Annotated in this window: 19 protein-coding genes; 15 read left to right on the forward strand and 4 right to left on the reverse strand. The window is 71.8% G+C overall.

The features are described 5' to 3' along the window. Positions 1 to 56 precede the first annotated feature (56 nt). From HDG69_RS02815 to HDG69_RS02825, 3 genes are read left to right on the forward strand one after another with little or no spacing between them, the layout of a single operon-like run. Positions 57 to 2,135, forward strand: coding sequence for a beta-galactosidase (locus HDG69_RS02815; protein WP_171782245.1), 2,079 nt, complete (start codon positions 57 to 59; stop codon positions 2,133 to 2,135). Between the two features lie 35 nt (positions 2,136 to 2,170). Next, complete coding sequence (locus HDG69_RS02820; protein WP_171782246.1) at positions 2,171 to 2,851, forward strand: glycosyltransferase; 681 nt, start codon at positions 2,171 to 2,173, stop codon at positions 2,849 to 2,851. Positions 2,852 to 2,884: 33 nt separating this feature from the next. Then, positions 2,885 to 3,427: a ferritin gene (locus HDG69_RS02825; RefSeq protein ID WP_171782247.1), complete on the forward strand. Its 543-nt coding sequence runs from the start codon at positions 2,885 to 2,887 to the stop codon at positions 3,425 to 3,427. Positions 3,428 to 3,460: 33 nt separating this feature from the next. Here the strand turns inward: HDG69_RS02825 and HDG69_RS02830 are convergent, their stop codons facing one another. Both HDG69_RS02830 and uxaC read right to left on the reverse strand, forming a co-directional pair. Further along, a complete protein-coding gene (locus HDG69_RS02830) occupies positions 3,461 to 5,602 on the reverse strand; it encodes an alpha-glucuronidase (protein ID WP_216645139.1) in 2,142 nt (713 codons plus the stop codon). A 107-nt stretch (positions 5,603 to 5,709) separates the two neighbouring features. Next, a complete protein-coding gene (gene uxaC, locus HDG69_RS02835) occupies positions 5,710 to 7,131 on the reverse strand; it encodes a glucuronate isomerase (protein WP_171782248.1) in 1,422 nt (473 codons plus the stop codon). A 127-nt stretch (positions 7,132 to 7,258) separates the two neighbouring features. Here uxaC and HDG69_RS02840 point away from each other — a divergent pair, with 127 nt between their 5' ends. From HDG69_RS02840 to HDG69_RS02885, 10 genes are all read left to right on the forward strand, one after another. Next, the gene (locus tag HDG69_RS02840; protein ID WP_171782249.1) at positions 7,259 to 8,278 is read left to right on the forward strand and encodes a LacI family DNA-binding transcriptional regulator; all 1,020 of its coding nucleotides are present in this window, start codon (positions 7,259 to 7,261) and stop codon (positions 8,276 to 8,278) included. Continuing rightward, entirely contained in the window at positions 8,275 to 9,819 is a 1,545-nt protein-coding gene (locus tag HDG69_RS02845; RefSeq protein ID WP_171782250.1) for a mannitol dehydrogenase family protein, read from the forward strand. Before HDG69_RS02840 ends, HDG69_RS02845 begins: the two co-directional genes overlap by 4 nt. A 322-nt stretch (positions 9,820 to 10,141) precedes the next feature. Continuing rightward, positions 10,142 to 11,437, forward strand: coding sequence for an ABC transporter substrate-binding protein (locus HDG69_RS02850; RefSeq protein WP_171782251.1), 1,296 nt, complete (start codon positions 10,142 to 10,144; stop codon positions 11,435 to 11,437). 66 nt (positions 11,438 to 11,503) lie between these two features. After that, positions 11,504 to 12,499, forward strand: coding sequence for a carbohydrate ABC transporter permease (locus tag HDG69_RS02855; protein WP_171782252.1), 996 nt, complete (start codon positions 11,504 to 11,506; stop codon positions 12,497 to 12,499). After that, entirely contained in the window at positions 12,496 to 13,407 is a 912-nt protein-coding gene (locus tag HDG69_RS02860; protein ID WP_171782253.1) for a carbohydrate ABC transporter permease, read from the forward strand. The genes HDG69_RS02855 and HDG69_RS02860 overlap by 4 nt, the downstream gene beginning before the upstream one ends. Before the next feature lie 4 nt (positions 13,408 to 13,411). Further along, on the forward strand, positions 13,412 to 14,065 hold the full coding sequence (locus HDG69_RS02865) for a hypothetical protein (RefSeq protein WP_171782254.1): 654 nt from the start codon (positions 13,412 to 13,414) through the stop codon (positions 14,063 to 14,065). An 85-nt stretch (positions 14,066 to 14,150) separates the two neighbouring features. Next, positions 14,151 to 16,508: a rhamnogalacturonan lyase gene (locus tag HDG69_RS02870; RefSeq protein WP_171782255.1), complete on the forward strand. Its 2,358-nt coding sequence runs from the start codon at positions 14,151 to 14,153 to the stop codon at positions 16,506 to 16,508. A 101-nt stretch (positions 16,509 to 16,609) separates the two neighbouring features. Further along, positions 16,610 to 17,755, forward strand: coding sequence for a Gfo/Idh/MocA family protein (locus HDG69_RS02875; protein ID WP_171782256.1), 1,146 nt, complete (start codon positions 16,610 to 16,612; stop codon positions 17,753 to 17,755). Further along, on the forward strand, positions 17,752 to 18,807 hold the full coding sequence (locus tag HDG69_RS02880) for a DUF6807 domain-containing protein (protein ID WP_171782257.1): 1,056 nt from the start codon (positions 17,752 to 17,754) through the stop codon (positions 18,805 to 18,807). The genes HDG69_RS02875 and HDG69_RS02880 overlap by 4 nt, the downstream gene beginning before the upstream one ends. After that, positions 18,804 to 19,343, forward strand: coding sequence for a cupin (locus tag HDG69_RS02885; protein ID WP_171782258.1), 540 nt, complete (start codon positions 18,804 to 18,806; stop codon positions 19,341 to 19,343). Before HDG69_RS02880 ends, HDG69_RS02885 begins: the two co-directional genes overlap by 4 nt. 48 nt (positions 19,344 to 19,391) lie before the next feature. Here the strand turns inward: HDG69_RS02885 and HDG69_RS02890 are convergent, their stop codons facing one another. Together HDG69_RS02890 and HDG69_RS02895 are read right to left on the reverse strand one after the other, a co-directional pair. Continuing rightward, complete coding sequence (locus tag HDG69_RS02890) at positions 19,392 to 21,461, reverse strand: beta-galactosidase (RefSeq protein WP_171782259.1); 2,070 nt, start codon at positions 21,459 to 21,461, stop codon at positions 19,392 to 19,394. 60 nt (positions 21,462 to 21,521) lie between these two features. Next, positions 21,522 to 22,538, reverse strand: coding sequence for a LacI family DNA-binding transcriptional regulator (locus tag HDG69_RS02895; protein WP_171782260.1), 1,017 nt, complete (start codon positions 22,536 to 22,538; stop codon positions 21,522 to 21,524). Between the two features lie 319 nt (positions 22,539 to 22,857). On the opposite strand from HDG69_RS02895, the gene HDG69_RS02900 reads away from it, so the two are divergent. Then, the gene (locus HDG69_RS02900) at positions 22,858 to 23,241 is read left to right on the forward strand and encodes an L-rhamnose mutarotase (protein WP_246255962.1); all 384 of its coding nucleotides are present in this window, start codon (positions 22,858 to 22,860) and stop codon (positions 23,239 to 23,241) included. Positions 23,242 to 23,253: 12 nt separating this feature from the next. Next, a complete protein-coding gene (rhaI, locus tag HDG69_RS02905; protein WP_171782261.1) occupies positions 23,254 to 24,420 on the forward strand; it encodes an L-rhamnose isomerase in 1,167 nt (388 codons plus the stop codon). The last annotated feature ends 6 nt before the right edge of the window (positions 24,421 to 24,426 follow it).

Genomic DNA, 24,426 nt, shown 5'->3' on the forward strand with positions numbered 1-24,426 from the left:
CCGTTCCACCTACCGACCACGTCTGCCGTGTCCGCCCGACCGGAGGAGACCTGACCATGACCGCTGAGTACGACCTGTCGCGCAAGATCCGGTACGGCGGCGACTACAACCCCGAGCAGTGGCCCCGGGAGATCTGGGAGGAGGACTATGCCGCCTTCGACCAGGCGTCGATCGACACGGTCACCCTCAACGTCTTCTCGTGGGCCACGCTGCAACCCGCCGAGGACGTCTACGACTTCGACCTGCTCGACGCCGTCGTCGGCCGGGCCGTCGAGGGCGGCCGAGACATCGTGCTCGCGACGTCGACCGGTGCCCTCCCGCCGTGGCTCGCTCATCGGCACCCGGAGGTGAACCGCACCGACTTCCAGGGCCGCCGGCACGTCTACGGCCAGCGCCACAACGCCTGCCCGAGCTCGCCCGTCTACCGTCGGCTGTCGGCCGAGCTCGCGGGGCGCCTCGCCGAGCGGTATGCCGGTACGCCGGGGCTGGTCGCGTGGCACGTCGGCAACGAGTACGGAGGGTACGACGGCGGCTGCTGGTGCGACCTGTGCGCCGCAGCCTTCCGCGTGTGGCTGCGCCGGCGCCACGGCACCCTCGACCGTCTCAACGAGGCGTGGAACACGACGTTCTGGTCGCACACCTACTCCGACTGGGAGCAGGTCGTGCCGCCCAACATGCTCAGCGAGCACTGGCGAGGCCCCGACCACACCGCCTTCCAGGGCACCACGTTGGACTACCGACGCTTCCAGTCCGACGCGATGCTCCAGAACTTCCGTGACGAGAAGGAGCGGATCCGCGAGCACGACGTGGTGACACCCGTCACCACCAACCTCATGGGGATGTTCCGGCCCCTCGACTACCACCGGTGGGCCCCCGATCTCGACCTCGCCTCGTGGGACAACTACCCGCCGGGCCAGCGCGAGCACGTCCGGATGGCGCTCGCGCACGACCTGATGCGTGGTCTCAAGGGCGGTGCCCCCTTCTGGGTCATGGAGCAGACGCCGACCATCACCGCGTCGCGCGACGTGAACCCGGTGAAGCGGCCGGGCGTCCTGCGGCTGTGGTCGTGGCAGTCGGTCGCCCACGGGGCGGACGCCGTCCTGTACTTCCAGATGCGGCAGTCGCGGGGTGCGTGCGAGAAGTACCACGGGGCGGTGCTCGACCATGCGGGGCGGACAGACACCCGGTCGTTCCGCGAGGTGGCCGCGCTCGGCGCCGAGCTGCGCGACCTGGGTGACGCCGTCGTCGGCGCGCGCACGCCCGCCCGCGTGGCGATGCTGTTCGACTGGGACTCCTGGTGGGCGGCGGAGATGACCGACGGCTTCAACCGTCACGCCCGGTACGTGCCGACGGTGCTGGCCTACTACCGGGCGCTGTGGCAGGCAGGAGCCCAGGTCGACGTCGTGCCGACGTCGGCGGACCTCTCGCGTTACGACGTCGTCGTGGCGCCGATGCTGCACCTGCTCAAGGGAGACATCGCCGACCGGCTCGAGGCCGTGGTGGCTCGCGGCGGGTCGGTGCTCTCGTCCTTCTGGGCCGGGCGGGTCGACGAGGACGACAACGCGTTCCTCCGGGACGCTCCCGGACCGCTCGGCCGGCTGTTCGGGCTGCGGGTCGAGGAGACGGACTCGGCCGAGCCTGGTGACGCCTGCCCGGTGCGGCTGACGGACCCCGGGACGGGGGAGGAGACCACGTGCGCGGCCGAGCTCGTCTTCGAGGTCGTCGTGCCGCAGGGCGCCGACGTCGTCGGCACCTACGGCGCCGAGTTCTATGCGGGCACGCCCGCGGTGACGCGCCACCGGCACCCCGGCACCCCCGGGGAGTCGGCCGAGGCCATGACCGGCGAGGCGTGGTACGTCGCGACAGGGCTCGACGACGCCGGCACCGCCTGGGTGGTGCGTCAGGTGCTCGACCGGCACGGGCTGGTCGGACCGTACGCGGACGCCGCCGACGTCGAGCTCGCCGTGCGCGAGCGGGCCGGGCAGCGATACTCGTTCGTCCTCAACCACTCCGGCGAGGCGGTGGACGTCCCCGCGCACGCTGCGGGCACCGATCTGCTGACCCACCGGCGCATCGAGCGCGGAGAGGAGCTGCACCTGGCACCGACCGACGTGGTGGTCCTGCGCGAGGAGTGACGCCGCCCGGTGGGCGAGTCAGTACGGTGAGCCCTGTGAACTCGACCGACGAAGGAAACCCGGCCGGCGCGGCACGAGAGACCCCGGTGGTCATCAGGCTGCTGGTGGTCGGGGTGCTGCTGGCTCTCGCCGTCTCTCCGACCGCGGTGCTGGTGACCCTGCTCGGGTTCGGGCCGGTCCCGGCCGCCGTCGGGACTCTCAGCGCGGTGTTCGTGGGGCCGGCGGTCTCGGCGGCGCTGTTCGCGCTGGGGGAGAAGGCCAGGGACGACGGCCTGTCGCCCGCCGCCGCCTTCGGTCGCGGCTACCGGCTCAACGCCGTGGACGTGCTGAAGCTCTGGTTGCCGACGCTGCTGGTGCTCGGCGTGCTGGCGTTCATGGTGGCGGACGCGCTGGCGCAGGGCGCCCCCGCGTGGGTCGTCGGGCTCGGTGTGGGCCTCTTCCTGCTGATCGTCCTGTGGCTCGTCCAGGCGACGGTGATCTCGTCCTACTTCGCGTTCCGCGGACGGGACGTGGCCCGGCTGGCCGTGTACTTCCTGGGGCGGTTGCCCAAGGTGACTCTCGTCGTCCTGGTCGTGGTCGTGCTCGCGACCCTCTTCGCCTGGCTGACGTCGGTGGCGCTGCTGGCCCTCCTCGGCGTGCTGTGGGTCGCCGTCCTGCTGCGCAGCGACAAGCCGCTGCTCGCCGAGGTACGGCTGCGGTTCGTGGAGGACGAGTGACCGGACCGCGCGGGACGTTGCTAGCGTGACGGCATGACGTCACCCGAGGGTTCACGGTTCTGGCAGCTGATGGGCGAGCAGGTCGGCCACGAGCTGGCGGCGCACCAGCAGTACGTCGCCATCGCGGTCTGGTTCGACGGGCACGACCTGCCACAGCTCGCCGCGCACTTCTACCGCCAGGCGCTCGAGGAGCGCAACCACGCGATGATGATCGTCCAGTACCACCTGGACCGGTCGCTGCCGGCGAGAATCCCCGGGACTCCCGAGGTCGTCAACGACTTCGCGGACGTGCTCGAACCGCTGCAGCTCGCGCTCGACCAGGAGGAGCAGGTGACCCGGCAGGTCGAGGCGATCTTCCGGGCGGCGCGCGACGAGGGCGACGTCCTCGGCGAGCAGTTCATGCTCTGGTTCCTCGAGGAGCAGGTCGAGGAGGTGGCCTCGGCCAACACGCTGCTCACGGTGGCGCGGCGGGCCGGGGACAACCTGTTCGACCTGGAGAACTACGTCGCCCGTGAGGCGATCGGTGATGCCGGTGAGTCCGCCGACGCCCCGAAGGCCGCCGGCGGGGCGCTCTGACCTCGACCCCACCCACAGCGAAGAGGGGTGGGGTCAGTAGATCGTCCGGCCCTGCTCGTCGGGGATGCCTGACTTCCGCCAGAAGTACGTGGTGACCTGGTCGCGCCACTCGACGGCCGAGCGACGCTGCTCGGTGAGCCGGTCGCTCACCCGCCGCGCGACGTCGTCGGGCACGAGACCGGCGACGTCCTCCCAGCGTTCCACCATGCGCTCCACCCGCTCGACGCCCTCGAAGTGGGTGTCGTAGACGTGCTGGACCACCGTCTTCCCGCTGTGCAGCACGTGGGTGTACGGCACGTGGTGGAAGAACAGCAGCAGCTCGTCGGGGCACGAGTCGAGGGACTCGTAGACCTCGCGCCACGGCGCCGGGTACTGGCCGGTGTATCCCGTGCCGGTCGCGCGGGTGCGGTCCACGCCGATCCCGTCCCGGTCGGCGAAGTGGTAGGTGCCCCAGGGCGTGTACTCGTAGCCGTCCACGTCCGGCCCGTAGTGGTGGCCCGGCCGCACCATGAACCCGATGCCCAGCGGGGCGGTGTACAGCTCGTACGTGTGCCAGGACTCGTCGAGGATCGCGTGCACCGCCGCCCGCAGCTCGGCGGGCGCCCCGGGGAACGTCAGGTCGATCCACTCGTCCAGCACCGCTGGCGGGTCCAGGGCCGGGTCCCAGGCGAGCCGCCCGAACGCATAGAGGTTCGCCTGGGCCAGCGGGTGCCCGGTCCAGAAGCGGTCGTCCCCGACGTTGGAGACCGCCGCGATCCCACCGCCCTGCCCGCCCGGGCCACGGCCGGAGGCGAGGTCGGCCACGGTGACCGGGGCGCCGCCGTCGGGCGCGTCGTCGGGGCCCGCGGCATCGCCCCACGGCTGCCAGCGCAGGATCTCGCTCCACGCCGGCCCCAGGTAGACGGCGTGACGCTGCTGACCCGTGTACTCCTGCGTCACCTGCAGCTCGAGCGCCACCCGAGTGCGCGGCATCGCGGCGAGCACGGGGGAGACGGGCTCGCGCACCTGGAAGTCGACCGGCCCGTGCTTGACCTGGACGACCACGTTGCCGGCGAACCTGCCGTCGAGCGGTGCGAAGTGGTCGTGGGCGGCGCGGGCACGGTCGGTGGTGCGGTCCCGCCAGTCCTGGGTGTGGTTGTAGACGAAGGCCCGCCAGTGGACGAGGCCACCGTGCGGGGCGACGGCCTCGGCGAGCATGTTCGCGCCGTCGGCGTGATCGCGTCCGTGCGCGAAAGGACCGGGCTGGCCCTCGGAGTCGGCCTTGACCACGAACCCTCCGAAGTCGGGGACGGCGCGCCAGACGACGTCCGCGGCGTCGCGCCACCAGGTGCGCACCGCGGGGTCGAGCGGGTCCGACGTCGGCAGCCCGCCGAGGGTGACCGGTGAGGCGAAGCTCACCGACAGGTGGGTGCGTACCCCGTAGGGGCGCAGCGCGGCGGCGATGCGCGCGACCTCGGGCAGGTCGTCGGTGAGCAGGCGGGCCTCGCGGGCGGCGACGTTGACGTTGTTGATCGCGACGCGGTCGATCCCGACGGCGGCGAGCAGACGTGCGTACGTGGTGACCCGGCTCAGGTCGGCGCGGACGTGGCCGGCGTCGTAGAAGATCGACCCGCCCGCGTATCCCCGCTCGACCTGCCCCATGACGGGGTGCACGTCCACGTTGTCCCAGTGGTCGAGCATCCGCAGCGCGCTCACCGGGGCGTGGTGCTCGTCGGTGTCCGGGCCGTCGAACGCGACGGCGCCGAGACGGACCACGTGGAACCACCCGTGCAGCAGGCTCGTGGGGTGGTCCGCGGTGACGGTGACGCGGCCGGCGGCGCGAAGCAGCCGGTAGCCGGCGGGCTCGGCGGGCTCGGCGGGTGCCGGGTCCGCGGGGTCGAGGGCGAGGAGCAGGTCGGGCTCGTCGTCGTGCCCGACGACGGCGCCGCCGTGGGCGCGGGTGGCGCGGTCCAGCTCGGCCGACAGGGTGGCGAGCACGGCGCGGTCGGTGCGCCGGGAACTGCTGCGGTCGGTATGTTCGGTCGCGATCGGTCCCTCGAGCTGCCGATCGCGGCTGGAACTGCCGACCGGAACGCCGGCTTCGTCGTCGGGCGACCGGAGCGCGAGACGGCGGCTGCCGACGGTCTGCAGCGCGGCGTCAGGCAGCCAGGCCGGGTGGAAATCGTTGTCGAGCATGAGGCGGCTCTCCTTCGAGCGGCAGCCGCTGATCGTTGTGGGCGCGATTTCTGTGGGTAGATATCTCGTAGAACGGTCATATCGGGCCAGAAATCGCGCCCACAGCCTCAGCGGGGGGCGGGGTAGGCGGCCAGGGGGAGTCGGTAGGCGAGGTCGACGGCGGTCTCGGTCGCCTCGTCGAGGTCGAGACGGTGCTCCGCGACCAGTCGCGCCAGGTAGCCGGCGTCCACCCGGCGGGCCAGGTCGTGGCGCGCAGGGATCGAGCAGAAAGCCCGGGTGTCGTCCACGAACCCGCTCATGTTGCTGAAGCCCGCCGTCTCGGTCGCGGACTCACGGAACCGGCGCATCGCGTCCGGGGCGTCGAGGAACCACCACGGGGCACCCAGCCTCAACGCCGGGTAGACGCCGGCCAGCGGTGCGAGCTCGCGCGAGTAGACGTCCTCGTCCACCGTGAAGGCGATCATCCGGAAGGCCGGGTGGTGCCCGAAGGCGTCGAGGATCGGACGCAGGGACCGCGTGAACTCCGTGACGACCGGGATGTCGTACCCCTTGTCCGGTCCGAACGCCGCGAACGGCGCGGTGGCGTGGTTCCGCAGCACGCCCGGGTGCAGCTGCATGACCAGGCCGTCCTCGGTGGACATCGCGGCCATCTGGAAGAGCATGTGCCCGCTGAACGCCTCCGCCTCCGCCGCGGTGACGGCGCCGGCCAGGGCGGCGTCGAACACCCGGCGAGCCTCGAGATCGTCCAACGGCGTGGTGTCGGCCGCGAGGTGGCCGTGGTCGGTGGCACGGGCGCCGGCCTCCACGAACCGCTGGCGCTGGACCCGCAGCGCAGCGAGGTAGGTCTCGTACGACCCGATCTCGACGTCGGCGGCCCGGCCGAGCAGGTCGATCTCCTCGCGCCACGTGGTCCGGTCGACGTGCAGCAACGGGTCGGGACGGAAGGTCGGCAGCACGCGGTCGCCGTAGCCGTCCTTGGCGAGCCGGGTGTGGTCCTCCAAGGATGCCCAGGCCGGGTCGGTGGTGGCGATGACCTCGATGCGGAAGGTGTCGAGCAGCGCGCGGGGGCGGAACTCCGGTGACTCGATCCGGGCGGCGACCTGGTCGTAGATCGCGTCCGCGGTCGCGGCCGACGGGCGTTGTGTGACGCCGAAGATCTCGACGAACGCGTGCTCGAGCCAGTACCGCGTCGGGGTCCCGCGGAAGTGCTGCCAGCCGGCGCAGAACCGCCGCCAGATCTCGCGGGGGTCCTGCTCGACGGCCTCGGTCTCGGTGGATCCGACGCCGAGCCGGGGCAGGGTCTCGCCCTGCGAGACCAGCATCCGGGTCAGGTAGTGGTCGGGCACCACGAAGAGCTGGGCCGGGTCGCCGAACGACGAGTCCTGCGCGAACCACTCGACCGGCACGTGACCGTGCATGGACACGATCGACAGGTCCCTCGTCGCCGCGTAGACCTCGCGGGCGATACCGCGGACGGTCGGGTCGGCGGGCAGGGCCCGGTCGGGGTGCAGGGTCCAGGGCTCGCTCACGGGCGCCTCCTCGTCGAGTGGGTGACAACGTTTGCATCATACGGACTTCGATCCTCGGTGTCACGATGAAGGCGTTAGGCTGTCCCCGGGACAGTCAACCTGTAAACGTTCGCAGCCGGAGGGGCTCATGGTCACGGTGCACGACGTCGCCCGGTCGGCCGGGGTGTCCATCTCTACCGTCTCGCGCGCGCTCGCCGCACCCGAGAAGGTCGCCTCCGCGACCCGCGAGCGCGTCCGGCGGGCCGCCGCGGAGCTCGGCTACCGCCCCAACCGTGCCGCTGCCGTGCTGCGGGCCGGCCGGTCGGGCGCCTACGGGCTCGTGGTGCCAGACCTCGCGAACCCCTACTTCGCGGCCGTCGCCAAGGGCGCTCAGGAACGGGCCCGCGAGCACGGCGCAGGACTGTTCATCGTGGACACCGACGAGGACCCGGACCTCGAGGCCGAGGCGATCCGTGCCCTCGCCCCCCAGACGGACGGCGTGGTGCTCTGCTCGCCCCGAGCCGCCGACCGTGCGTTGGGTGCCCTGGACGGGCGACCTGTCGTCCTCGTCAACCACGACGTCGCCGGTGTCCCCGCGGTCGAGGCCGACCATCGCGGCGGCATGCAGCGTGCGCTGGAGCACCTGCGCGCCCTCGGTCACCACCGGGTGGCCTACGTCGGCGGACCCGAACGCTCGTGGAGCGATCGCCGTCGTCGGGCCGGCCTCGTCGAGGCGTCGGCCCGGTACGACGACGTCGAGGTCGTCGAGCTGGGAGCGTTCCGTCCCCGGGTGGAGGGTGGCCAGGCGGCGGCCGACCTCGTCGTCGCGTCCGGCGCCACGGCCGTCGTCACGTTCAACGACCTGGTCGCCGTCGGTCTCGTCGACCGGCTGCGGGCACGAGGCCTCGACGTCCCGCACGACCTGTCGGTCGTCGGCTGTGACGACTCCTACGTCGCCTCGCTCGTCACCCCGCCCCTGACCACCCTGCGTGTCGACCTGCGCCGGCTCGGGCGCCACGCCGTCGACCGCCTCGTCGCCTCGGCGTCCGGGGGCCGATCGACCGGCGCGGAGACTCCTGTCCCGGACGCGCCCCCGCTCGACGTCGAGCTCGTCGTGCGGTCGTCGACCGCACCTCCCGTCCGTCACTCGTCCGGAGGAACCTTGTGAACGACCGTCTGCACCGTCGCGCCGTCCCTGCCGACCTCGAGCCGCCGGTCCACCCGGAGTCGGTGGGCATCGTCCACCTCGGCATCGGCGCTTTCCATCGCGCGCACCAGGCCGTCTTCACCGAGCTCGCGGCCCGCTCGAGGGGTGACCTGCGCTGGGGGATCCTGGGCGTGACGCAGCGGTCGGCCACGGTGCGCGACCAGCTCCGGCCGCAGGGCGGGGTCTACTCGGTGCTCACGGCCGGGCGTGAGGAGTCCTCCGTCGATCTCGTCGGGTCGGTGCTCGACGTCGCCTGGCCCGCGGAGGAGACTGCGCGGGTCCTGGGCACGATCGCCGCACCGACCACGCACCTGGTCACGCTCACGGTGACGGAGAAGGGCTACTGCCGCGACGCCGGGGGAGCGCTCGACCTGGGGCTGGTGCGAAGCGACCTGGACGCCCTCGGCGCCGAGCAGGAAGCTGCGCCCGGTATGCCGGCGCACAGCGGGACCAACCTCCTGGTCGGCGGGGCGGTGCCGGCGTCGACGGCGGTCGGCCTGCTGGTCCGCGGGCTGGCCGCGCGGTACCGGGCCGCCCGGGCCGCCGGCGAGCTGCGGCCGCTGACGGTGCTGACCTGCGACAACATGGTCGACAACGGTCGAGTGCTGGAGGGCCTCGTGCGTGCGGCGCTCGAGGCCGCCGTGCCCGGCGACACCGCTCTGCGGGCCTGGCTGGACGAGCACGTGACGTTCCCCTGCTCGATGGTGGACCGCATCGTGCCGGCCACGACCGCCGCGCAGCGTGACGCCGTCGAGCAGCGGCTCGGTGTGCGCGACGAGGGCCTGGTGGTCGGTGAGCCCTACCGCCAGTGGGTCATCGAGGACCGGTTCGCCGGGCCGCGCCCCGCCTGGGAGGACGCCGGCGCGACGATCACCGACGACGTCGCCGTCTGGGAGCGCGCCAAGCTGCGGCTGCTCAACGGCACGCACTCGTTGCTCGCGTACGCGGGCCGGCTCGCGGGCCACGCCACGATCGCAGAGGCGATCGACGACCCGGCGATCGAGGCCCGGGCGCGGCAGCTCCTCTTCGACGACGCGCTGCCCACGCTCACCCCGCCCCGGGGGGCGGACCTCGCGGCCTACGGCGAGTCGCTGCTGGAGCGCTTCGCGAACCCGGCGACCGGGCACACCACGGTGCAGGTGTCGATGGACGGCACCCAGAAGATCCCGTACCGCTGGGGCGACACGGTCGCCGAGCGGCTGGCGGCCGGAGAGATCCCGCACGGCGCGGCCTACGCGCTGGCGGCATGGTCGGAGGTCGTACGGCACGAGGCGCTGGCCGGCCGGCTCGTCGACGACCCCCGCGCGGCGCAGCTGCGCGACGTCGTCCGCGCGGTGGGTCGGGGGTCGGTCGAGGCAGCGCGACCTGAGGACGTGGCGCGGGCGCTCACCGCGCTGCCCGGCCTGCTGCCCGGCGGCTCCGGGACGGACCCGGCGCTGCTCGACGCGGTCGTGGACGAGGCCGAGAGGCTTGTCGGCGCGGAGGCTGTCGCGACGAGGTAGCGCGCGGCCGCGACGTCGGAGCCGTCGCGGCGCGCGCCGTGGCCGAAACCGTGCGAGCCGGTTCGCGAATCCGCGCGGCCCGGTTCGCCCGCTGAGACATGGATCACCTACGCTCGGCGGGATGTGAGCGCTCACATCACCGCCGGTGAGGACCCCGTCGTCGCTGCCGATGGGGTCCGGCTCGTTGCCGGATCGTGATGAAGCGCTTTCCCGAAGGGCTGGACACCGACGCTCAGACCTGTATTGTATCGTTTCAAGTCGACGGGACAGAGGGGCCACAGGGGGCTTCCTCGGCGTCGACGTCCTGAGCAAGGAGGCTCCGATGAGGATCTCGCGCAACGCCGCCGGCGCAGTCGCCGCGACCGCCGCACTCACTCTCGTCCTGACCGCGTGCAGCGGTGACGACTCGAACGGCTCCGGGGGCGGCGAGGGCGGCGACGTCACGCTGACCGTCGCCTGGTGGGGCAACGACGACCGTGCCGACAAGTACGAGGAGTCGATCGACCTCTTCGAGGCGGCCAACCCCAACATCACCGTCCAGACGCAGTTCCAGGCCTGGGACGACTACTGGACCGCGCGCAACACCGAGGCGGCCGGCCAGGCGCTGCCCGACGTGTTCCAGATGGACCTGTCCTACCTGCGCCAGTACGGCAGCACCGGCCAGCTCGCCGACCTCTCGGGCAGCTCCATCGACACCGCGGGCTTCGAGGAGGCGCTCCTCGAGGCCGGTCAGATCGAGGGAGCCCAGTACGGCATCCCGACCTCGCAGAACACGCTCGCACTGTTCTACAACGGCGACGTCCTCGACGAGGTCGGCGTCGAGCCCCTCGAGGAGGGCTACACCTGGGAGGACTTCAACGCGTTCATCGCCGAGGTCTCCGAGGCCGGCACCGACGAGGAGCCCGCGATCTACGGCTCCGGCGACTACACCGGCACCTTCTGGTTCTTCGCCCAGTGGCTGATCCAGCAGGGCGTCCAGCCCTTCACCGAGGACGGCCAGCTCAACTTCGACGAGTCGCACGCCACCGAGTTCCTCAACCTGGCGAGCGGCCTGCGCGAGGCCGGCCAGCTCTTCCCGACGGACCGCGCGACGCAGCTCGCCCCGCTGAGCGGCTTCACCTCGAACGAGGTCGGCGCCGAGGCCAGCTGGGACAACTTCCTCGCCGGCTACGTCTCGGACGCCGGCACGGAGAACATCCACATGCTCCCGATGCCGTCGGGCGACAACGGCCCGCAGCAGTTCTGGAAGCCGTCGATGCTGCTCTCGTCGAGCGCCAGCTCCGAGCACCCCGAGGAGGCCGCCGCGCTCATCAGCTTCCTCGTGAACGACCCCGAGGTCGGCGAGATCTTCGGCACCTCGAAGGGCGTCCCCGCCGTGGCCGCCCAGCGTGACGCCATGAACATCGAGGAGGGCTCGGTCGACGCGACCGTCCTCGAGTACGAGGAGGCGGTGGCCGCGGACGTCACCGAGACCGCCCCCCTGCCCGTCGAGGGCTTCGGCTCCATCGAGGCCGAGTGGATGCGCCTGGCCGAGGAGCTGGGCTACGGCAACATCACGGTCGACCAGTTCGTCGAGCAGTGGTTCATGTTCGCCGCCGACGCCGTCGGCCAGTCCTGACGCTCTCTACGTAGCGTGCGGTCCCGCGCCTCGCGGCGCGGGACCGCACGCACCGGAGGTACCACCATGTCTTCCATCGAACCGGGCGCGGTCGCTGCCCCGGGGCAGCCGCTCCCCGCGCAGCACCTGCTGCGCACCGACGCCGAGACGCCGCTGAAGCAGAAGCCCCAGCGCAAGTACAGCCGTGCTGACACCCGCGCGGGGTATGCGTTCCTGTCGCCGTGGATCATCGGGTTCGTCGGTCTGACGGCCTTCCCGATGCTGGCCTCGTTGTACCTGGCGTTCACGGACTACAACCTGTTCACCCCGCCGCAGTGGGTGGGCTTCGACAACTTCGTGAACCTGTTCAACGACCCGCGATACCTGCAGTCGGCCCAGGTGACGGCCGGCTACGTGCTGCTCGGCACGCCGATCAAGCTGGCCTCGGCGCTGGCCGTCGCGATGCTGCTCAACATGAAGCACCGCGGCCAGGGCGCGTACCGGTCGATCTTCTACGCGCCGTCGCTCATCGGCGCGTCGGTCTCGATCGCGATCGTGTGGAAGGTGATGTTCACCAACGACGGGATCGTGGACCGCATCCAGCGGCTCGTCGGGATCGACATCGGAGGGTGGGTCGGCAACCCGGCCATGTCGCTGCCGATGCTGATCCTGTTGGGCGTGTGGGGCTTCGGCGCCCCGATGGTGATCTTCCTGGCGGGCCTCAAGCAGATCCCGCAGGAGCTCTACGAGGCCGCGGAGTGCGACGGCGCCGGCCCGGTGCGCAAGTTCGTCAACATCACGATGCCCATGCTGTCCCCGGTGCTGTTCTTCAACCTGCTGCTCGAGACGATCGCGGCGTTCCAGGTCTTCAGCTCGGCGTTCATCATCTCCGGCGGGACCGGCGGGCCGGCCGGCTCGACGATGTTCTACACGCTGTACCTGTACCTGCGCGGGTTCCAGGACTTCAAGATGGGCTACGCCTCGGCGATGGCCTGGGTGCTGGTCATCGTGGTCGCGCTGATCACCCTGCTGATGTTCCGCACCTCCAAGGGCTGGGTCCACTACACGGGAGACGAACGATGACCATCACCGACGCCCCCGCAACCTCCCGAGAAGTCGACCACGCGGCCGTCGCGCGCCGCGCCGCGGCGAAGAACCGCCGTCGCGTGAAGTCCGTCATCTTCCACACCATCGCCATCGCGGCCACGATCGTGGTGCTCTACCCCGCGGCGTGGATGCTGTTCGCCTCGATGAAGCCGAACTCGGACATCATCGGCAACGTCCAGCTGTTGCCGGACATCTGGACCCTCGAGCACTACGCCTCGGCGCTGTCCGGCATCGGCGGGGTGAGCTTCTGGACGTTCTTCGGCAACTCGCTGCTGCTGGCCTCGCTCAGCGTGGTCGGGACCGTGCTGTCCTCGACGGTGGCCGCCTATGCGTTCGCCCGGATCAGCTTCCCGGGGCGCAACGCGATGTTCGCGATCATGATCGGCACGCTGCTGCTGCCGTTCCACGTCACGATCATCCCGCAGTACATCCTGTTCAACAATCTCGGGATGGTGAACACCTACATCCCGCTGCTGGCCCCGAAGTTCCTGGCTGCCGAGGCGTTCTTCATCTTCCTCATGGTCCAGTTCATCCGTGGCATCCCGCGGTCCCTGGACGAGGCGGCGCGGATCGACGGTTGCGGGCACGGGCGCACCTTCTGGCGGATCATCCTGCCGCTGATGCGCCCGGCGATCGTGACGAGCTCCATCTTCACGTTCATCTGGTCGTGGAACGACTTCCTCGGCCCGCTGCTCTACCTGAAGAACCCGAGCCTGTACACGATGCCGATCGCGCTGCGGCAGTACGTCGACCAGACCTCCGTGTCCGACTACGGCGCCCAGATGGCGATGGCCGTCCTCGCGCTGCTGCCCGTGATGATCTTCTTCGTGGTGTTCCAGCGGTTCCTCATCAACGGCGTGGCCACGCAGGGCCTGAAGGGCTGACCGCGTGAGCCCGGCTCGCCACGACGGCCCGACACCACCCCGGCGACCTCGTCGTCGGGGTGGTGACGGGCGCCTGCTGGGCAGCCTGCACCTGTTCGCCGAGGTGATGATCACGGGCCTGATGGTCGCCGTCGGCTCCCTCGCCCTGGTGACCCTGGTGCCCTCCCTCGCGGCCGGCGTCGCGCACCTGCGACGCGACCTCGGCGGCCGCGAGACGTCCGTGCGGCGCTTCGCCGCCGAGTGGTGGGCGGCCGTGCGAGCCCTCTGGCTCCTCGGGCTGGCCACCCTGGCCCTGGCCGTCCTGCTGGTCGGTGACTGGCAGCTCGCCACCTCCGGAGTGATCCCCGGCGCGAGCGTGGTGGCCGTCGTGGTCGCGCTGTTCGCCGCCGGTGCCGTCGCCGTCGTCCTGCGCGCCGTCGGCGCCTGGTCCGACGACGACGGCGAACCCGTGCCGGGCGCGACCACGCGCGCCACGCTGTCGGTCGCCACGCAGCGTGCCGTCGACGACCTCACCGGGTCGGCGCTCCTGGGCGCCGCCGTGCTCATGGCCGTCGTGCTGGTGTGGATGCTCGTGCCGCTGGTGCTCGTGGTGGGCGGGCTGCTGGCGATGGCGGTCGTCGGCGTGGAGATCCGCCGCCGGACCCCCGGTCTTTCCTGACCGCCCCAGAGCTCCCCTCGTCACCACGGTGGGGAGGGTGATCGCAAGTGCACTGATTGCAACGATGCAAGGAGGAGACAGAGCGATGAGACTCCACCGCACGACGGCCTGTGCCGTCGCCGCCGCGACCGTCGGGGCCCTGGCCCTGGGGTCGACGGCCACGGCCGCCCCGGGAGGCCACCCCGGCCAGCCCGGCCACGGTCAGGACGACGGGATCGTCCTGGAGGACCTGGACCGCGGTCTGGTGGCGGCCAGCACCAGCGAGGGTGTGTTCCTCAGCTGGCGGCTGCTCGGCCACGAGGTCACCGGTGCCACCGAGACCGGCATGGACGGCGTCGGGTTCGCCGTCTTCCGCGACGGCCGGCAGATCGGCACCGTCACCGACTCGACCAACTACGTCGACCCCGACGGCGGGGCCGCCTCGCGCTACGTCGTCGCGCCGTTGCGCGACGGCCACCCGGGCAAGGGGCACGTCAAGGGCAACGGCAAGAACCACGTGCACTGGGGCCAGCGGAGCGAGACCGTCGTGCCGCTGGCCGACGACCACCTCGACATCCCGCTGAACAAGCCGGCCGACGGTGTCACCCCGGTCGGGGAGGCGTACACGTACTCCGCCAACGACGCCTCCGTCGCGGACCTGACCGGCGACGGCACCTACGAGGTGATCGTCAAGTGGGACCCGTCGAACTCCAAGGACGTCTCGCAGAAGGGGTACACGGGCAACCAGTACCTCGACGCGTACACGCTCGACGGCGAGCAGCTCTGGCGGATCGACCTCGGCGTCAACATCCGGGCCGGGGCGCACTACACGCAGTTCCCGGTGTACGACTTCGACGGGGACGGCCGTGCCGAGGTGATGGTCAAGACGGCCCCGGGCACGAAGGTCACCACCTACCGGAACGGCGAGCCGAGGCGCGACGCGTACGTCACGATCCCGAAGGACGACCGGAAGGCCGGCGTCACGCACGCCGACGACTACCGGTACAGCGCGGACGACTACTACGAGCACGTCGTGGAGATGTTCCGCGACTGGGCGGACTACCCCGAGGTGACCAGCGGTGAGTGGCCGGCCACGCTCGAGGAGGCGTTCGGCATCGACCCGCAGCACGACTACCCGTTGTCCGACGCGGACGCGCGCGAGCTGGCCGACCACTTCATGGACGTCTACGCCCCGGAGCGTTCGGGCCGCAACGACCTGCGCACCTTCGAAGGGTTCGTGATCTCCGGCCCCGAGTACCTGTCGGTGTTCGACGGCCGCAGCGGGCGTCCGCTGGAGACGGTCGACTACGAGCCGGAGCGGTACGACGACGGTCTGCGCTGGGGCGACTACGCGATGAGCCGCATCGAACCGGGCAACCGCGTCGACCGGTTCCTGGCCGGTGTGGCCTACCTCGACGGCGAGACACCGTCGGCCGTGTTCGCCCGTGGGTACTACACCCGCTCGACCATCGCCACGTACGACTGGGACGGCAAGCGCCTGACCCAGCGCTGGATGGTGGACTCCGGCTGGACGCCGATGTCGAACCCGTTCAACGACGGGCCCCACGGGACGCTGGGTACCGACCCGGAGTTCGGGTCCATCACGACGCAGGGCTTCCACTCGCTGTCGGTGGCCGACGTGGACGGTGACGGCAACCAGGAGATCGTCTACGGCTCGGCGACGATCGACCACGACGGCTCGCTGCTGTACTCGTCGTTCGACACCCTGCCCGAGGGCTCGGCGGACCCCGGTGCCTGGGCAGGGCTCGGGCACGGCGACGCCATGCACGTGACGGACATCGACCCGTCACGTCCCGGCCTCGAGATCTGGACGTGCCACGAGGGCGGGGCCTGGGCCCCGTACGGGACCGCGATGCGCGACGCCGCCACCGGGGAGGTCCTCTTCGGGGCGTACTCCGGGCGGGACACCGGCCGGTGCATGATCGGCGACGTCGACACCGAGGTGCCGGGCATCGAGGTGTGGGGCTCGATGCCGGGTGGTTCCGACGGCTCGGGGACGCTGAGCGCGACGGGCGAGCTGGTCGCCACCTCGACCCCGGGGACGAACGCCTCGGTGCGCTGGGCGGCCGACGGCAGCACGCAGCTCATCGAGGGTGCGATCACAGAGACCCCGCGGATCGTGGCCGGTGACGGCACGGTGCTGCGGACCCTCGACGGCACCCTGACCAACAACCACACCAAGGGCAACCCGTCGCTCGTGGCGGACGTCCTGGGTGACTGGCGCGAGGAGGTGCTCGTGCGCACCGAGGACTCCTCGGCGCTGCGGGTGTACTTCGCGACCGAGGTCACGGACATCAAGATGTACACGCTGATGCACGACCCGCAGTACCGGGTCGAGGTGGCGCGGCAGCAGACCTCGTACAACCAGCCGTCCTACCCCGGGTTCTACCTGGCGTCGGACACCGACTGGTCGCAGGTGCCGGTTCCCGGTGCCCGTCAGTGACCTGACCGGCGGTCACTGACCAGGTGCCGCCGGGGCGGGTGCGGGGGAGACCTGCACCCGCCCCGGCGGCACGTCATCGACGACTTGAGAGAGTAGGACCCATGAAGGTCAGCATCCTGGGGGCCGGCGCGATCGCCCACGCCCACGCCGACGCCGTCCGTGCACTGGCAGCCCTGGAAGGGCTGGGGGACGTCGAGCTGACCGGGGTGGTGGACGTCGACGCCGCACGCGCCGAGCAGTTCGCGGCGCAGCACGGCATCGCCCACCACGGCACCGACCTGGCGGCGCTGCTCGCCGCGGGGGAGGTCGACGTGCTGCACATCTGCACGCCGCCGTCGCTGCACCTCGAGCAGGCCCGCGCCGCCCTGGCCGCGGGGGCGCACGTCGTCGTCGAGAAGCCGGCCGTGCTGTCCCTGGCCGAGATCGACGCCCTGGCCGAGGCGGAGCGCGCCGGGGCCGACGGTGCCCGGTTCACCCAGATCGTGCAGCACCGGTTCGGTGCCGGGGCGCTGCGGCTGCGGCGGTTGCTCGCCGACGGCACGCTGGGCCGTCCGCTCGTCGCGACCTGCGACACGATGTGGTTCCGGCCGCCGGAGTACTTCGAGGTGCCGTGGCGCGGCCGGTTCGACACCGAGGGCGGCGGTCCCACGATGGGCCACGGCATCCACCAGTTCGACCTGCTGGTCTCGGTCCTGGGGGAGTGGACCGAGGTGCGGGCCATGGCCGGCCGGCTCGCCCGCCACGTGGACACGGAGGACGTCTCGATGGCGATGGTGCGCTTCTCCTCGGGCGCCATGGCCAGCATCACCAACTCGCTGCTCTCCCCGCGCCAGACCTCCTCGCTCCGGTTCGACACCGAGCGCGCGACCGTCGAGCTCGAGCACCTCTACGGTTACGACGACGACTCCTGGCGCGTCACGCCAGCCCCCGGCGCCGACGACGTCGTCACCGCCTGGACCGCGGACGTCGCGGCGGGGGAGCGGGTCGACGACGGCCGCTCCGGGCACCTGGCCCAGCTCGTGCCGACCTACCGTGCGCTGGTCGCCGGCGAGGCCCCGCCGATCACGGTCGACGACGCCCGGGGGACGCTCGAGCTGGCGGCCGCGATCTACCGGTCGGCCTTCACCGGCGAGACCGTGTCCCGTGGGCAGATCAGCACCGACGACTCCTTCTACGCCAGCATGGGCGGCACGGGGGCACCGTGGCCCCCGGTCAAGGACGTCCCGGCACAGGAGGCCACCCCATGAGCGTCACCCTGGACTGCGGCGACGGCGCGATGACGGGGTCGCGCGACGGCGTCGACCTGTTCGAGTACGTCTACCGCCCGACCGACGTCCCGTACGAGAGCCCGCGACCCTACCTGCACCCGCTGCGCACCCGCGGCGGCGCGGTGGTCTCCGAGTACCGGCCGTGGGACCACGTGTGGCACAAGGGCATCGCCTGGTCGTTGCCGCACGTGGGGCCGTGGAACTTCTGGGGCGGGCCCAACTACGTCCACGCCGAGCGCGGCTACGTCGACCTGCACAACGACGGTTCGATGGATCACGAGCAGTTCACCGCCGTGGGTCCGTGCGGGTTCGTCGAGCGGCTGTCCTGGCGCACGCCGCCCACCACCGGCCCGTACGGTGACGTGCCGGGCGACGTCGTCGTCCGCGAGGAGCGCACCGTGCAGGTGCTGCTGCCCGACGCCTCGCCGGACGTCTGGGCGCTCACGTTCACCTCCGAGATGACGAACGTCTCCGACGGTCCGCTCGACATCGGCAGCCCGACTACCAACGGGCGCGAGAACGCCGGGTACGGCGGGCTCTTCTGGCGGGGGCCGCGCTCGTTCACCGAGGGTCGGGTGCTGCTGCCCGGTGCGGACGGCACGGGCGTGGTGGCGGACGCCGAGGACGCCCGCGGGCTGCGGGCCGAGTGGCTCGGGTTCGTCGGTCGGCACGACGGCGCCGCACCCCCGACCACGAGCGGCCGGCACGGCGGCTCGCGCAGCTCGACCGTCCTCATGGTCGATCCCGGCACGAACCCTGGAGGGACCCCGCAGTGGTTCGTGCGGTCGGTTCCCTTCGCCTGCGTGTGCCCCGCGCCGTTCTTCAGCGAGGAGGTGCCGTTCGGCGCCGGCGAGACCCTGCGGTTCACCTATGCGGTGATGATCGCCGACGGCGAGTCCGACGGTGCGCGGGGAGCCGGGCTCGCCGCGCTGGGCCGGCAGGTGCTCGCCGGCGAGGGTGGCCGGCTCGAGCCGGGGCACGTCGCGCCCGCCGCGCATGCCGCGCCGGCCGGCGGGCGCCTGCCCGCATGACGGCTGTCTTCCCCGGCGGCACGTCCGTCAGCCACCTGCAGGTCTACGACTGGCCCACGCAGGACGCTCCGCAGGGCAGCGGGTCGCCCCACCTGCACACCACCTCGACCGAGGCCTACGTGACCCTGGCCGACGTGCTCGCCGACCCGGAGCGGTACGCCGCGGCCGCCGCCCTGCCGCGCCTCGACGACGGTGCCACCGACGCCGATCTGGCCGCGGCTGCCCGGGCCCGCCGGGACCTGGCGCTGGAGGGCTACGCGGCGCTGCGCTCCGCCGTCGACCAGCACGGGCCGGACGCTCTGGCGCCCCTGTACGACGCCGCGGCCCGGCTGGTGGCCCCGCGCACGGGGACCTGGCGAGAGATCTGGGAGGGCTCGGTCCAGCAGGCCGCGGGCCAGACCGACGCCGCCCTCGAGGCCCTCGCCGACGCCTCACCGGTCACCCTGGACGAGGGGAGCGTGGCGGCCGCCGACGCGGCCGAGGGTCCGCGTCGCTACGGCATGTGCGGTCGCCTGCGCACCTGGCCGCTGGCCTGAGCACCGCCCTGCTCCGTCCTGCCGACGTCGGCAGGACGGAGCAGGGCGTCAACGGGCAGGCGTCTCGCGCAGCACGCGGACGGCGCCGGCAGGCACGGGCAACGAGCCGCCGACGGCGCTGTCGCCGACCAGCTCGACGCCCGTCACCCCGTCGATCGTGACGTCGTCCTCGGTGTGGTTGATGGCGAAGAGCCAGGTGGTGGCACCGTCGTCCGAGCGCCGCCGCACCAGCTCGACGCCGGCCGGGGCCTCGAGGTCGGGCCGTACCCCGGACTCCTCCACGAGGGTCCTCGCCAGGGCGTCCAGCCCTTCGCGGTCGAGCCGGGTACCCACGTACCAGGCGGTCCCGGCGCCGACGTCGCGACGGGTCACGGCCGGACGCCCTGCGAGCGGCCCGCCGTCGTACGTCGCCACGACCTCGGTGCCGTCCAGCACGTGGGTCTTCTCGCTCCACAGGTCCGCCGTGGCGTCCCCGCCCACGGCCTTGCCGACGACCTCGACCCGCTCGTCGACCTGCAGGGGGACGAACTCCTCGGTGCGGACGCCGAGCAGGTCACGGAACGCGCCCGGGTAGCCGCCGAGGCGGACCTGGTCGTGCTCGTCGACGATGCCCGAGAAGAACGTGATCGCCACGGTGGCGCCGCGCTCGGCGGCCGCGGCGACGTTCGCGGCCGCCTCGTCCTCCACCAGGTAGAGCGTGGGGGCGACGACGAGGTCGTAGCCGTCGAGATCGGCGCGCGGGGGCACGACGTCCACGGACACCCCGAGGCGCCACAGCGCCGAGTACCAGGAGCGCACCTCGTCCATGTAGCGCAGGTCCTGCGTGGGGTGGGAGTCGAGCTCGGCGGCCCACCAGGCCGGGTAGTCCACCAGCAGCGCGGCCCGGGCCTCGACCCGCGAGCCGCGGACCTCGCCGAGACTCTGCAGCACGCCACCGAGCTCGACGGTGCCTCGCCACACGTCGGTGTCCGTCCCGGCGTGCGGCAGCATCGCCGAGTGGAACTTCTCGGCGCCCGCCCGGGACTGGCGCCACTGGAAGAACATGACCGAGTCCGCGCCGCGGGCCACGTGCTGCAACGAGTTGCGCAGCATCTCGGCGGGCGTCTTGGCGCGGTTGCGCGGCTGCCAGTTGACGGCCGACGTCGAGTGCTCCATGAGGATCCACGGCTCGCCGCCTGCGACGCCGCGCGCGAGGTCGGCCGACAGGGCGAGCTCGACGTGCCGCTCGGGGTCCGCGGCGATCGTGTAGTGGTCGTTGGCGACGACGTCGAGGTCGTCGGCCCACGAGAAGTAGTCCATCCCCTTGGTGGTCGACGTCGTCATGAGGTTCGTCGTCGTGGGGACCTGCGGGGTGATCTCGCGCAGGGTGTCGCGCAGGTCGCGGTAGTAGTCGAGCAGCGCGTCGGAGCTGAACCTGTCGAAGTCCAGCTGCTGCGTCGGGTTGGCGAACATCGGGGCGACCAGCGGCGGCAGCACGTCGTCGAAGGTGGCGTACCGCTGCGACCAGAACGCGGTGCCCCAGGCGTCGTTGAGCCGGTCGATCGTGCCGTACCGCTCGTTCAGCCACGTGCGGAACGCGGTGGCAGCGGCGTCGGAGTAGTCGCGCGGGACGTGGCAGCCGATCTCGTTGTCGACGTGCCACAGGGCCAGGGCGGGGTGGTCGCCGTAGCGCTCGGCCATGCGGGCGGTCATGCGCAGGGCGTAGTCGCGGTGCACCGGGTGGGTCACGGCGTACGACTGGCGGGCGCCCTGGTGGAGCACGGTGCCGTCGGCGCGCTGCGGCAGGATCTCCGGGTGCCGGCGGGTCAGCCACGGCGGCGGGGACGCCGTGGCCGTGGCGAGCGCGACCTGGATGCCTGCTGCGTGCAGCTGATCCATCGTGTCGTCCAGCCATCCCCACTCGAGCTCGCCCTCGCGCGGCTCGATCGTGGCCCAGGCGAAGATCGCGACGCTCAGGAGGTTGACGCCGGCCTCGCGCATGAGGTGGAGGTCCTCGGCGCGGACGTCGGCGGGCCACTGCTCGGGGTTGTAGTCGCCACCGAAACCGAGACCGTCGATCCGTGCGTTCCAGGGGGTGACGGCGGCGGGGTCGAAGGTGGGGGAGGTGCGTCGTCGCATGGCCGAAGTCTGCCATAAATCGATTCAAACTCCGAGCCCGGGGCGACGAACCGGGCGGCCCTACGGCGCTCGGGTGGTGGAGGACTCGCGGACGACCAGCTCCGGCTTGAACACCACGTGCTCGGCCGGCGCGTCGGTGCCGCGCAGCATCATGTCAGCAGCGCGGGCGCCGAGCTCGTGACGCGGCTGGCGCACCGAGGTGAGCGGGGTGGCGAGCTCCGCCGCGAAGGTGACGTCGTCGTACCCGACCAGCGCGACGTCGTCGGGCACCGAGACGCCCGCCCGCCGCAGCGTCCGCAACGCACCGAGGGCGACCAGGTCGTTCACGCAGAAGACGGCGGTCGGGCGGTCGTCGGCCTCGAGCAGGGCGCGGATGCCGGTCTCGCCACCGTTCGCGTCGAGCGGGACGGTGACCTCGACGAGCGCCGCGTCCGGGTCGCGACCTGCGTCGGCGAGCGCCCGACGGGCGCCCTCGAGGCGATCGGCGCACTGGCGTATGGAGTGCGTGCCGTTGAGGAACGCGATGCGGGTGTGCCCCTGGTCGAGCAGGTGGCGGGTCGCCAGCGCCCCGCCGAGCACGTCGTCGACGGCCACGGAGGACACCGAGTCCACCGGTGAGGGGTGGTCCAGCAGGACGACGCCGATCCCGCGCTCGCGGACGGCGAGCAGATGGTCGATCGACTCGCCCGTGGGGACCACCATGACCCCGCGCACGCCGTGCTCCTCGAAGAGTCGCAGGTACCGGGCCTCGCGCTCGGGCTCGCGGTCAGAGCTGGCCACCATGAGCGTGTAGTCGTCGGCCGTGAGCCGTTCCTCGATGCCGCGGGTCACGTCGGTGAAGAACGGGTTCGAGATGTCGAGCACGATCGCCCCGACGGTCGTGATGCGCCCGGCCCGGAGCTGGCGGGCCGAGCCGTTGCGGACGAACGACAGCTCGGCGATCGCGGCCTCGACGCGCTCGCGGGTGGTGGGGGAGACCCGGTCGGGCCGGTTGAGGACGTTGGAGACCGTGCCGACGGACACGCCGGCACGACGCGCGACATCGGCGATCGACGTGCGCCGGGTGCGGGGCGACATGGGGGTCCCTCTCCTCGTCGACAGGGGCTGGTCGGGTCGTGGGGCGCGGTCGGTGACCGCACCCAGGGATGGTAGCCGTTCGCCACGCCGTGGGGGGCGCGGACGCGCAGGTAGGGTGGAAACCGGTTACCACCCCGGGCCGTGCGCTGCGATCGGTCCGTTCGGCAGCGCTCGGCATCTCGAGCTGCCGAGTGCTGCTCGATGTGCCGACCGGAGGGCGAACGGCGCGGGGCCGGATCTTGCATCTGCCGGGGGCGCCAGGTACCTTGACCACATTGAATCGATTCATAACGCGTCGACGACGATGCGAGGAGGAGCAATGGAGGACGACGGCACCCGCCGCGTCATGTTCCGGTTCCGGGTTCGACCGGACCGGCTCGAGGAGTACTCGCGACGACACGCCGAGGTCTGGCCGGAGATGCTGCGCGCCCTGCACGCCACGGGCTGGCGCAACTACTCGATCTTCACCAGCCCGGAGGGAGACGTCGTCGGCTACTTCGAGAGCAAGGACCCGGACGCCGCCCGCGCGGACATGGGCCTGTACGACGTCAACGCGCGCTGGCAGGCCGAGATGGCGGAGTTCTTCGACGGCGCCGGTCCGGACGAGTCCATGACCGAGCTCACCCCGATCTTCCACCTCGAGACACAGCTCTCCGCCGCCGAGCCGGCCCGGGACGCCGGCACGAACGCCACCCAGGACTGAAAGAGGACGACCATGCCCCGCTTCGACGACATCACCCCGGTCCTGGACCGACTCGCCATCGAGGTCCCCTCGTGGGCCTACGGCAACTCCGGCACCCGTTTCAAGGTCTTCTCCACGCCGGGCACCCCCCGCACCCCCGAGGAGAAGATCGCCGACGCCGCCCAGGTCCACCGGCTCACCGGCCTCGCGCCGACGGTGGCGCTGCACATCCCGTGGGACAAGGTCGACGACTACGCGGCGCTGCAGCGCTACGCGAACGACCAGGGCGTCACCCTGGGCACCATCAACTCCAACACGTTCCAGGACGACGCCTACAAGCTCGGTTCGTTGACCCACACGGACGCGGCCGTGCGTCGCCAGGCCATCGACCACCACCTCGAGTGCCTCGAGATCATGGACGCCACGGGGTCGCAGGACCTGAAGATCTGGCTGGCCGACGGCTCGAACTACCCCGGCCAGGCCGACATCCGCACCCGCCAGGACCTGCTGCACGAGGCGCTCGCCGAGATCTACGCCCAGCTCGGCGCCGAGCAGCGCCTGGTGCTCGAGTACAAGTTCTTCGAGCCGGCCTTCTACCACACGGACGTGCCGGACTGGGGCACCTCGTACGCCCAGGTCGCCGCGCTCGGCGACCAGGCGTTCGTCTGCCTCGACACGGGCCACCACGCCCCCGGTACCAACATCGAGTTCATCGTCGCCCAGCTGCTGCGGCTCGGGAAGCTCGGGTCGTTCGACTTCAACTCGCGGTTCTACGCCGACGACGACCTCATCGTGGGCGCCGCCGACCCGTTCCAGCTCTTCCGGATCATGGCCGAGGTCATCCGCGGCGGCGGCCTCGACGAGGGGTCCCAGGTGGCGCTCATGCTCGACCAGTGCCACAACATCGAGGACAAGGTCCCCGGTCAGATCCGCTCCGTCCTCAACGTCCAGGAGATGACGGCGCGCGCCCTGCTCCTCGACCGAGAGGCCCTGGGCAAGGCGCAGGAGTCCGGCGACGTGCTCGCCGCCAACGCGATCTACATGGACGCGTTCTACACCGACGTCCGCCCGATGCTCGCCGGGTACCGTGCCGCCCGCGGCCTCCCCGAGGACCCGATGGCGGCCTTCGCCGAGTCGGGCTACCTGCCGAAGATCGCCGCGGAGCGCGTCGGCGGGCAGCAGGCCGGCTGGGGTGCATGATCGCGG

Origin of the sequence: Isoptericola halotolerans, from assembly GCF_013149785.1 — a bacterium.
In the GTDB taxonomy this organism is placed as follows: Bacteria; Actinomycetota; Actinomycetes; order Actinomycetales; family Cellulomonadaceae; genus Isoptericola; species Isoptericola halotolerans.

Bases quoted from the DNA above. Each gene is read 5' to 3' on its own strand.
- HDG69_RS02815 (WP_171782245.1), top strand. From the start codon at position 57: ATGACCGCTGAGTACGACCTGTCGCGCAAGATCCGGTACGGCGGCGAC.
- HDG69_RS02890 (WP_171782259.1), bottom strand. From the start codon at position 21,461: ATGCGACGACGCACCTCCCCCACCTTCGACCCCGCCGCCGTCACCCCC.
- HDG69_RS02850 (WP_171782251.1), top strand. From the start codon at position 10,142: ATGAGGATCTCGCGCAACGCCGCCGGCGCAGTCGCCGCGACCGCCGCA.
- rhaI (WP_171782261.1), top strand. From the start codon at position 23,254: ATGCCCCGCTTCGACGACATCACCCCGGTCCTGGACCGACTCGCCATC.
- HDG69_RS02895 (WP_171782260.1), bottom strand. From the start codon at position 22,538: ATGTCGCCCCGCACCCGGCGCACGTCGATCGCCGATGTCGCGCGTCGT.
- HDG69_RS02840 (WP_171782249.1), top strand. From the start codon at position 7,259: ATGGTCACGGTGCACGACGTCGCCCGGTCGGCCGGGGTGTCCATCTCT.
- HDG69_RS02870 (WP_171782255.1), top strand. From the start codon at position 14,151: ATGAGACTCCACCGCACGACGGCCTGTGCCGTCGCCGCCGCGACCGTC.
- HDG69_RS02825 (WP_171782247.1), top strand. From the start codon at position 2,885: ATGACGTCACCCGAGGGTTCACGGTTCTGGCAGCTGATGGGCGAGCAG.
- HDG69_RS02880 (WP_171782257.1), top strand. From the start codon at position 17,752: ATGAGCGTCACCCTGGACTGCGGCGACGGCGCGATGACGGGGTCGCGC.
- HDG69_RS02900 (WP_246255962.1), top strand. From the start codon at position 22,858: ATGGAGGACGACGGCACCCGCCGCGTCATGTTCCGGTTCCGGGTTCGA.
- HDG69_RS02855 (WP_171782252.1), top strand. From the start codon at position 11,504: ATGTCTTCCATCGAACCGGGCGCGGTCGCTGCCCCGGGGCAGCCGCTC.
- HDG69_RS02860 (WP_171782253.1), top strand. From the start codon at position 12,496: ATGACCATCACCGACGCCCCCGCAACCTCCCGAGAAGTCGACCACGCG.
- HDG69_RS02830 (WP_216645139.1), bottom strand. From the start codon at position 5,602: ATGCTCGACAACGATTTCCACCCGGCCTGGCTGCCTGACGCCGCGCTG.
- HDG69_RS02885 (WP_171782258.1), top strand. From the start codon at position 18,804: ATGACGGCTGTCTTCCCCGGCGGCACGTCCGTCAGCCACCTGCAGGTC.
- HDG69_RS02875 (WP_171782256.1), top strand. From the start codon at position 16,610: ATGAAGGTCAGCATCCTGGGGGCCGGCGCGATCGCCCACGCCCACGCC.